Source organism: Sphingobacterium sp. UBA7253, assembly GCF_002472745.1.
Lineage (GTDB): Bacteria > Bacteroidota > Bacteroidia > Sphingobacteriales > Sphingobacteriaceae > Sphingobacterium > Sphingobacterium siyangense.
This window is the reverse complement of the sequence record NZ_DKSP01000161.1, coordinates 14,002-22,222: the sequence shown is the minus strand read 5'-3', so window position 1 is coordinate 22,222 and position 8,221 is coordinate 14,002. Positions and strand designations below refer to the sequence as shown.

Annotated in this window: 10 protein-coding genes and 1 other RNA gene; 5 read left to right on the top strand and 6 right to left on the bottom strand. The window is 39.4% G+C overall.

The features are described from left to right. Positions 1-137 precede the first annotated feature (137 nt). From ffs to dprA, 4 genes are all read right to left on the bottom strand, one after another. Positions 138-235, bottom strand: an RNA gene (gene ffs / locus B2X72_RS16570) — signal recognition particle sRNA small type. A gap of 306 nt (positions 236-541) precedes the next feature. Continuing rightward, positions 542-769, bottom strand: coding sequence for a DUF6814 family protein (locus B2X72_RS16565; RefSeq protein ID WP_075991056.1), 228 nt, complete (start codon positions 767-769; stop codon positions 542-544). Then, a complete protein-coding gene (locus tag B2X72_RS16560) occupies positions 762-2,267 on the bottom strand; it encodes an MFS transporter (RefSeq protein WP_088163444.1) in 1,506 nt (501 codons plus the stop codon). Before B2X72_RS16560 ends, B2X72_RS16565 begins: the two co-directional genes overlap by 8 nt. Positions 2,268-2,354: 87 nt before the next feature. Then, positions 2,355-3,473, bottom strand: a complete 1,119-nt coding sequence (gene dprA, locus B2X72_RS16555; RefSeq protein ID WP_088160246.1) for a DNA-processing protein DprA — start codon at positions 3,471-3,473, stop codon at positions 2,355-2,357. Positions 3,474-3,560: 87 nt separating this feature from the next. Between dprA and B2X72_RS16550 the strand changes: the two genes are divergently transcribed. The 3 genes from B2X72_RS16550 (at position 3,561) to B2X72_RS16540 (ending at position 4,635) form a co-directional block, all read left to right on the top strand. After that, complete coding sequence (locus tag B2X72_RS16550; protein ID WP_157698362.1) at positions 3,561-3,722, top strand: hypothetical protein; 162 nt, start codon at positions 3,561-3,563, stop codon at positions 3,720-3,722. Between the two features lie 13 nt (positions 3,723-3,735). Further along, positions 3,736-3,969 carry a hypothetical protein gene (locus B2X72_RS16545; protein WP_070560687.1) on the top strand — a complete coding sequence of 78 codons (234 nt, stop codon included), beginning with the start codon at positions 3,736-3,738 and terminating at the stop codon, positions 3,967-3,969. A gap of 75 nt (positions 3,970-4,044) precedes the next feature. Further along, a complete protein-coding gene (locus B2X72_RS16540) occupies positions 4,045-4,635 on the top strand; it encodes a hypothetical protein (RefSeq protein ID WP_145327834.1) in 591 nt (196 codons plus the stop codon). Here the strand turns inward: B2X72_RS16540 and rsmG are convergent, their stop codons facing one another. Together rsmG and B2X72_RS16530 are read right to left on the bottom strand one after the other, a co-directional pair. Beyond that, positions 4,636-5,271, bottom strand: coding sequence for a 16S rRNA (guanine(527)-N(7))-methyltransferase RsmG (gene rsmG / locus B2X72_RS16535; protein ID WP_088160248.1), 636 nt, complete (start codon positions 5,269-5,271; stop codon positions 4,636-4,638). A 22-nt stretch (positions 5,272-5,293) separates the two neighbouring features. Continuing rightward, complete coding sequence (locus B2X72_RS16530; protein WP_145327833.1) at positions 5,294-6,436, bottom strand: glycosyltransferase; 1,143 nt, start codon at positions 6,434-6,436, stop codon at positions 5,294-5,296. A gap of 275 nt (positions 6,437-6,711) precedes the next feature. Between B2X72_RS16530 and tgt the strand changes: the two genes are divergently transcribed. Further along, complete coding sequence (gene tgt, locus B2X72_RS16525) at positions 6,712-7,842, top strand: tRNA guanosine(34) transglycosylase Tgt (RefSeq protein ID WP_075991063.1); 1,131 nt, start codon at positions 6,712-6,714, stop codon at positions 7,840-7,842. A 27-nt stretch (positions 7,843-7,869) separates the two neighbouring features. Further along, the coding region (locus B2X72_RS16520; RefSeq protein WP_286850768.1) for an LptF/LptG family permease at positions 7,870-8,221 on the top strand (352 nt) is incomplete at its 3' end.

Genomic DNA, 8,221 nt, shown 5'->3' with positions numbered 1-8,221 from the left:
AAAACTCCTTGTGTAACAGGGCTTCTATAAATAGGGGAAATGCGGGTAACAATTGGGATATATAAGGTATTTAGCTGATTATTAGGTTAGAATTGAATTTTGGACCGGAGGATTAGTCAAAAAAAATGGGCATAAAAAAAGGGTAAGCTACTCCTATCGCACCGCTCAACCAAATACCCTTGCTTTGTTCCCAACCTGGGGGAGTCAATGGGAGCTGGTCGTAGAAGACTTACCCGCCACAAAAGTAGAAAAAAAAACAGTTTTAGGAAAGAAAAAATGCTATTTTATCTTATGCTGCTGATTATCATTGCAATAAATTGTATTTAGTAGCTGCTCTTAGCTTTATTTTATGGTGGAAAATAGCTGGTATCTGTGTAAATCCGCTAACAATGGCGTAAAATAAGTGCTTGGCGAAGTCCACTGGCTGTAATTGTTCTTTTGGAAACGTCGGAAGTAGTATAATCTGGCGTATATGAGATCGACTTTGAATAGGCTTATATAGTCTAATTTCCCTTATTCAAAGTCGATCTCATTTTTTGGACTACATTTTTTCTTGATTGTATTCGCCCAATAGGGAATAATAGCCAAATAAGCCGAGTCCAATGGAGATTATGGGAGTTAAGATGCACAGGATAATGATTCCGAAAACGAGATCTTCCTGATGTCCCGTTGAAATCTTTGGCAGGGCCAGTTCAAAAATGGAGAAATAAGCGGTAAACAATGCTAAAACGATCCAAAGTATGCCGAGGAATTTTTTGAGATTATTCATGTGTTGCGGGAGTTGATTTGTTGTTGATATAAATACTACCAATGATAAAACATACAATGGCAATGATAATAGGGTACCACAAACCTGCAAGATAGAATTGCGGGGTATTGGATGCTTCAGCATTTGTTGTTAAGTATGTCGATACCGCAGGAAGGAGGCCGCCGAATATTCCATTTCCAACATGATAGGGTAAGGACATGGATGTGTACCGGATCTTTACAGGGAATAGTTCAACAAGAAATGCCGCGATGGGCCCGTACACCATTGTAATATAAATCACTTGTATAAAGATCAGCAGGACGAGCAGCATATAGTTCTTGCCTGCAAGATGGACTGTGGTTTTGGTCATTGGCTGTCCTTTGAGTTTTCCTGACTGATGTATCATGCTGGCTCTAGTAACTTCGGTCTGGTCCTCATATTGAGTCTTGATGATCGAAATGACTTCTGTTGATTGCGGTCCAAGGGGGACCTCCGTTGTTTCGTTCACCTTGACTTTCTGTTCTGCATTAGAAAGTTGGTACATGGATTCGTAAATCGGGCGGTAAGTCAATACGGCAAGTAACATCCCACCGAGCATGATCCATTTTCGTCCAATTTTGTCACTAAGCCACCCAAATACGACAAAAAATGGAGTTCCCAACAGTAGTGCGATGCCGAGGATTGTATCGGCCTGGTCAGATTGAAGGTGCATGACCGTTTTCATGAAACTCATCGAGTAAAACTGTCCCGTGTACCAAACAACGCCCTGTCCCATGGCTGCACCAAAAAGTGCGAGCAGTACAAATTTGAGGTTGTATCGGTTGCCAAAGCTTTCTTTTAGCGGATTTGTACTTGTTTTTCCTTCCGCTTTGGCCTTGCTAAATTCGGGTGATTCCTTCATCTTCTTACGAATAAGATAGGAAACATATACCATGACTAAAGATAGGAGGAAAGGAACCCGCCATCCCCAAGAATCAAATTGTGATTCGCTGAGAAAGCCTTTGGTCAGGAGGATGACAACGAGTGATATGAAAAGGCCAAAGGTAGCTGTTGTTTGTATCCATGATGTCCAATAACCCCGCTGGCCCAATGGGGCATGTTCGGCGACGTAAGTTGCTGCACCTCCATATTCTCCTCCTAGAGCAAGACCTTGCAAGAGACGAAGGATCAACACCAGCAGCGGTGCCCAAAACCCAATACTCTCATAGCTGGGGATACAACCTATGAGAAATGTTGCTCCACCCATGAGCATTAAAGTAACCATAAACGTATATTTTCGACCGATAATATCGCCTAGTCGGCCAAAAAATAGGGCGCCAAATGGTCGGACAACAAAACCTGCGGCAAATGTGGCTAGGGTTGAAAGAAAAGCCGCTGTTGGATTTTCTGCCGGAAAGAATTTGGTGGAAATTACAATGGATAGGCTGCCAAAAATGAAAAAGTCATACCATTCGATAAGTGTTCCCATGGAGGAAGCTCCGATGACTTTCCAAATACTTTTTGTATTGTTTTCGTTCATTAATTCTTGATTTTTTGTTGAGTATGATTCTGAATTTTTATTGCGATCCAAGCGGCATTTTAGTACTGCTGCATGATAGGAAATGAGCTAATTTTTTTGAATTTCCGTGTGTCCGGCAGTTTTATACCGTTTTCCGGGTAAGGCGTGAATGAGTGACTGCATTTCAAGTTCCAATAGGATTAAGGCCAATTTACTTTGTGGCCATTTTGTGAGGTCAATCATCTGGTCTATCTCTAATTGTCCTTTTTGCTGAATGAGTGTAAAAAGGAGTTGTTGGTCTTTTGTCAGTGTCAAAGGAAGGCTAAGCTGCTGGTCAACAGCTTTTATGCTGACTTCCCAATTCATGAGATATTCGAGATCCTGAAGTCCTCTAATCATATGAGCACGGTTGGTTTTGATGAGGTAGTTGGTGCCTTCAGAGCTTTTTTCATAAACGGCTCCTGGAAAGGCGCATACATCGCGGTTGTAGCTGTTGGCAATTTCGGCAGTAATCAATGCGCCTCCTTTAATTGCAGCTTCTACGACAATGGTGACATCTGCCATACCGGCTATGATGCGATTGCGCATAGGAAAATTACTGCGCTCAGGTAATGTGTTGGATGTAAATTCTGTCAATAAACCGCCTTGGTCTAGCATTTTTGTGGCAAGTTCGCGATGGGATGCGGGGTAAATTCGATCGAGACCATGCCCTAATACAGCAACGGTTGGAATATTATTTTTTAGTGCGTTGCGATGTGCTAATGCGTCAATACCATAAGCAAGACCACTAACGATTAAGGTGTCTTTGGTACAATTCATGGCTTCTAGCAAATCTTCGCATATTTTCTGGCCATAATAGGTCGCATGTCTAGTGCCGACGATACTAATAACTTTTGCACTGTTGAGTGGTTGGTTCCCTTTATAATAGACAACAAGCGGAGCGTCTTCACATTGTCGTAGCCTATCGGGGTAATTTTGGTCTTCCAGCCATAACGCTTGTATCTGATGTTTTTCGATAAAAGCGAGTTCTTTTTCACAGGCGGGCATATAGCTTTTATTGTATATTGCTTCGGCGATTGACTCACGTATCCCAAGAATTTGCATCAAATCTTTTTTTGAGTATGCAAATATGTCCGCTAAATCGTGACCTTGGTCAATGATGTGACGCGCTGTTCTAGGGCCAATCCCCTTGATTTTCGTCAAAGCTATGGGATAAATTAATTTCATAATTGGGTTTATCTAAATATATGAAAAATATAACGAGCTGTTGTACTTTTTGTTAGAATTGCTCAGGCTTGTTGTATTTTTAGTAGAATGACGAAGTTCTTAATCGGAGGAGATCATGTGCCTGCTGGAAAATTTGCGGATTGCTCTAGAATGAATGCAATTTTCCTGAGCTTATTTGAGATCGAGTGGGATGAAATATTGGTCAATTTTGGAAAGAAAGAAGAGGAATTGGTAACTTTGAGCGATTAATGATATTTTAACTATGGAAATGAAAGAACCTTTTGATATCGAATTGGGGGATATAGTTTATTCTGTTTTCCCTGAGGAAGAAGATACGTATGTTATTTTTAAGGATGGTGTGGAATACGTAAAGATTATTAAAGACAATGATACAAACTGGTTGAAACTTAATCCAGAAACGGAGCTTCCTATGTTCGGTATGGATGAAGAAATCAATCTAATTGGCTTAGAAATTAAAAAAGAATTGGGTCTTTAGTCTCTTAAGTTAAAGATAGTTAAATACTTTTTAATTTTATTTATAGTTGGTTATTTTGGTTTATCAATTATAAATATGGTACGTATCGGATTTCTATCTTTATTGTTTTTCTGTGTCTACTTTTCGTTTTATCGGCAGGGAGTTTTTGCCTATTCCGGGAGACCTCATCTTCTGGATACCATTGGGAAAAAAGGAAGTCCAAAAGATACGTTACGTTTGGATACTGTTTCGATCAAACGCAAATCAGCGGGGGATAAATGGGAAGAAAAAAAGGAGGAGTATAAGTCGATCTTTTTCTGGGGTGATACGAAAAATATGGTGACCTTGCCTCATCAGGGCGGAATTGCTGTCAATCTGAACAAGCTTTACAATAAATTCAGTCGAAAGGGACGAAATTCGAGAAAACTTCAACGTCAGTTTGAAAAAGAATACCAACAGGATCTGATTCGCGAGGAATGGTATCCGCTGACACAGGAATACAGCAAGTTGTCGGGAGATTCGTTGCGCAAATTTAGGATATACTATGAGCCTTCCTTAAAATGGCTTCGTGAGAATGATCGCTATGAGAAGATCGCTTATATCCATAAGTGTTTAACGAACTACCTCGATTCTGTAGACATTATCCATAGGCGACTTCAGTTTCCTATGGGTAATGCCAAACTTTAATTACATAGGTACGTATACCAGATATTTTGTATCAAAGAAATCTTCTTTAAAGTAATCTGAAAGTGGGTGTAATTCTGCTTTGAGCTTAGATTCTTTGATCTCTTCGGTGAGATCTCCGCCTTTTAAGTAAAGAATTCCATTAGGGATCCCGTTTTTATCTTTTCTTGCGAATTTATTCTGTATCCAAGGCGTAAATTCTCCAAGTCTTGTCACCGCACGTGATATGACAAAATCATATTTGTCGTCGAGTTGTTCTGCGCGGATATGATCTGCTTCAACATTCTGGAGACCGAGTCCAGCTGCAACTTCACGTACGACCTTAATTTTTTTGCCGATAGAATCGACCAAATGGAATTTGACTTCAGGAAACATAATGGCCATTGGGATACCTGGAAAGCCTCCTCCGGTTCCCACATCCAAAATTTGTGTTCCTGGCGTGAGCTCTTGGACAAATTTAGCGATACCTAGCGAATGTAACACATGGTGCAGGTAGAGGCTATCAATGTCTTTACGTGAAATAACATTGATTTGGCTATTCCAAAATGTATAGAGGTCGGCAAGTTTTGCAAACTGTTCTTTTTGAATATCCGTTAATTTTGGAAAATAGTTATAGATGATATCAACTGTTGGATTCAAAGCTTCGTATTTTAAAAGTGAATTATTTCCAGCTTATTTTTTTCTTTTTTCTGCTGAAGATGCCATTGATGCAAATATAGAAATAGTAGATGAAGTCTACCAAAGGCAGCCACCAAATCAGTTCCTTTACTTCTAGTTTTTTATAGATGTTGGCAAATATTATCCATTGGGCAATCAGCCTTAGAAGGTAGGCTGTAACGGGAACATACCAGTACATTGGAAAGGCAATCGCTGTTGCGATAAGTGCTACGTAAAAAAAGACTGCCGATACCAGCTGAGTGCCCAGCATGCGCTGATGTCGCTTTTTGTAAATGGTAGAGGCGCCTGAGTGTCTTGCTTTTTGCTTGTAATAGCTCCTCCAAGTCGCTTTGGGTTCCGAATAGACAATGGATTCGGCTGCCAGTGCAATGTTAACATTGGTCGGATTTGCATTTTGGTTAACAAAAAGATCATCATCGCCGGATTTAATATGCATATGTGCTGCAAATCCTTTGTTACGAAAGAAAAGGTCTTTTTTGTAAGCCATGTTACGCCCTACTCCCATATAGGCATCACCCTTTAGTGCATAGGAGAAATAACTCATGGCAGTATGGCTAGTTTCAAATCGAATCAATAGATTTAGCAAGCTTTTTTTCTTAAAATAAGGAGAATAGCCTAGTACAATTTCTGTTTCCGGTCTGAAAGCTGCGGCAATTTCTTTGAGCCATTGATCGGATTGTGGCGCACAATCCGCATCGGTAAACACCAGTGTCTGGTGCTTTGATGCTTTGATACCCATACTGACGGCAAACTTTTTACCATGTTTCAAGCGAATATGCTCTTTGATATCCACAATCTTTAAATTGGGATATTTTGCTTCGAAATCATGCAATATCCAAGGCGTATTGTCTGTTGAGAAATCATTGACAACAATTACTTCAAAATTGGGATAGTCTTGATTCAGTATACTCGGAAGGAATTCAGGAATATTATCCTGTTCATTGTGTGCACAAATAATAACGGATAGCGGTGGGAATTCGGTTCCTTCTTGTACAGGTTCAATTTGATAACGACTCAATTTGCTATATACAAATAAGATGTAGTACAATTGTATCAATAAGAAAAGACCCAATACTCCAAAAGCAATATATGGAAGATTGGCCAAAAATACGTGAAGGTCAAGCATAGCTCACAAAGATAAGTGCTTTCCGCAACTTTTTTATAGGGGAAAAATGATAATTTATTTTTGAAACATCCTGTTTGCAAATCTTTTTATAGTATTTTTGCAACGTATTCTAGGGATGAATCCGAGCTTGGGTGGAAATTAGGAAAGCTATAATGACTTTTTAAGTTGCAACTAGTTGAAAATGAGTTTTTAATTTTTTACTCCAAATGCCGATATCGCCATTTCCATGGCAAATCATTCTTTAAAATAGAAATAGTCTCAGAGGAAAAATATTAATGAAATTTACGCTACAAGCACAAGATAAGTTGTCAAAAGCACGTGCAGGTGTTGTCGAAACTGCACACGGTCCCATTCAAACGCCTATTTTTATGCCTGTTGGTACGGCAGGTACAGTGAAAGCAATTCATCAACATGAATTGAAGAACGATATTGAAGCGCAGATTATTCTGGGTAATACGTACCACCTCTATTTACGTCCGGGGCTGAATGTGTTGAATAAAGCCGGCGGATTGCATAAATTCAATGGTTGGGATCGACCTATTTTAACAGATTCTGGTGGTTATCAAGTGTATTCGTTGACCGAAGTACGTAAGATCAAAGAAGAAGGGGTTACCTTTCGTTCCCATATCGATGGATCAAAACATCTATTTACACCAGAAAATGTAATGGATACGCAGCGTATTATCGGTGCAGACATCATTATGGCATTTGATGAGTGTACGCCTTATCCATGTGATTATGGGTATGCACGTCGTTCTTTGGATATGACCCATCGTTGGCTGAAACGCTGTGTGGATCGTTTTGATAGCACTGATCCGCTTTATGGGTATGATCAGACTTTGTTTCCAATTGTTCAAGGATCTGTTTACAAAGATTTAAGAATTAAATCCGCAGAGACTATTGCTTCGTTTAACCGTGAAGGAAATGCGATCGGTGGATTATCGGTTGGCGAACCTGCGGAAGAAATGTATGCTATGACCGAAGTTGTCTGTGATATCTTACCGCATGACAAACCACGTTATCTTATGGGCGTAGGAACACCGGTAAATATTCTTGAAAATATTGCCTTAGGGGTGGATATGTTCGATTGCGTTATGCCAACCCGTAATGCTAGAAATGGTATGCTTTTCACACAAAATGGTATTATCAATATCAAAAATGAAAAGTGGAAAGATGATTTTTCACCAATAGAAGCGGAGAGTGATCTGCATGCTGATCAATTTTATTCGAAAGCCTATCTAAGGCATTTGATTAAATCACAAGAAATTCTTGGAGCACAAATTGCTTCTTTACATAATTTACATTTTTACCTTTGGTTGGTTAATCAGGCTAGGGAGCGAATCATTGATGGAACTTTCTACGATTGGAAAAACAAAATGGTGAAAATATTGGATCAACGTTTGTAGAACTAAATAGCGCAAGTTAAAAAAATGCTGTCGTTAATCGATCGTTACATTATCAAAAAGTATTTAAGTACTTTTTTATTCACTATGGCGATATTTACTGTTGTCATGGTGGTTTTTGACGTGTCCGAACGATTGGATGATTTTTTAAAATATCATGCACCCCTCGATAAGATTATTTTTGAGTATTATGCGGGGTTTATTCCCTTTTACTTAAATTTTCTTTGTCCGCTGATCAACTTTATTGCGGTTATTTTCTTTACCTCCAAGATGGCGGACCAAACTGAAATTGTCCCGATTCTAAGCGCCGGGTATAGCTTTAACCGTTTGCTTCGTCCCTACATGATGGCTGCAACCCTGATATTTGCTATTTCTTTGGTAT

Bases quoted from the DNA above. Each gene is read 5' to 3' on its own strand.
- tgt (WP_075991063.1), top strand. From the start codon at position 6,712: ATGAAATTTACGCTACAAGCACAAGATAAGTTGTCAAAAGCACGTGCA.
- B2X72_RS16565 (WP_075991056.1), bottom strand. From the start codon at position 769: ATGAATAATCTCAAAAAATTCCTCGGCATACTTTGGATCGTTTTAGCA.
- B2X72_RS16550 (WP_157698362.1), top strand. From the start codon at position 3,561: ATGACGAAGTTCTTAATCGGAGGAGATCATGTGCCTGCTGGAAAATTT.
- B2X72_RS16560 (WP_088163444.1), bottom strand. From the start codon at position 2,267: ATGAACGAAAACAATACAAAAAGTATTTGGAAAGTCATCGGAGCTTCC.
- B2X72_RS16530 (WP_145327833.1), bottom strand. From the start codon at position 6,436: ATGCTTGACCTTCACGTATTTTTGGCCAATCTTCCATATATTGCTTTT.
- B2X72_RS16540 (WP_145327834.1), top strand. From the start codon at position 4,045: ATGGTACGTATCGGATTTCTATCTTTATTGTTTTTCTGTGTCTACTTT.
- B2X72_RS16545 (WP_070560687.1), top strand. From the start codon at position 3,736: ATGGAAATGAAAGAACCTTTTGATATCGAATTGGGGGATATAGTTTAT.
- dprA (WP_088160246.1), bottom strand. From the start codon at position 3,473: ATGAAATTAATTTATCCCATAGCTTTGACGAAAATCAAGGGGATTGGC.